This is a genomic window from Staphylococcus pasteuri (assembly GCF_030547725.1).
Taxonomy (GTDB): Bacteria; Bacillota; Bacilli; order Staphylococcales; family Staphylococcaceae; genus Staphylococcus; species Staphylococcus pasteuri.
In genome coordinates this window covers 1-258 of record NZ_JAUOQO010000524.1, presented here as the reverse complement: position 1 = coordinate 258, position 258 = coordinate 1, and the positions used below count along the sequence as shown (strand labels likewise).

General features: G+C 46.9%; 1 pseudogene. It reads left to right on the top strand.

Going from position 1 to position 258, the window contains the following annotated elements:
- Positions 1 to 11: 11 nt before the first annotated feature.
- Positions 12 to 258: pseudogene (locus tag Q4528_RS14595) on the top strand (ABC transporter ATP-binding protein); the annotation flags it as partial.

Here is a 258-nt window from a genome sequence, read left to right as displayed (position 1 = left end):
AGGTAGAGGCGATGACCTTAGCAGACCGCATCGTGATCATGAACAAAGGGGTTACCGCACAAATTGGTACGCCTTATGAGGTGTTTACTCAGCCTAAAAATCAATTTGTAGCGAGCTTTATCGGTTCACCGTCTATGAATATGATCCCAGCGACTGCTAAACAGCAAGACGGCGAGTGGCAATTGGAATTAGCTGGCCAGGTGAATAAAGCCCCAGAGAAATTTGTAGGCAAGCTACAAGAAGGTCATGCACTAACGC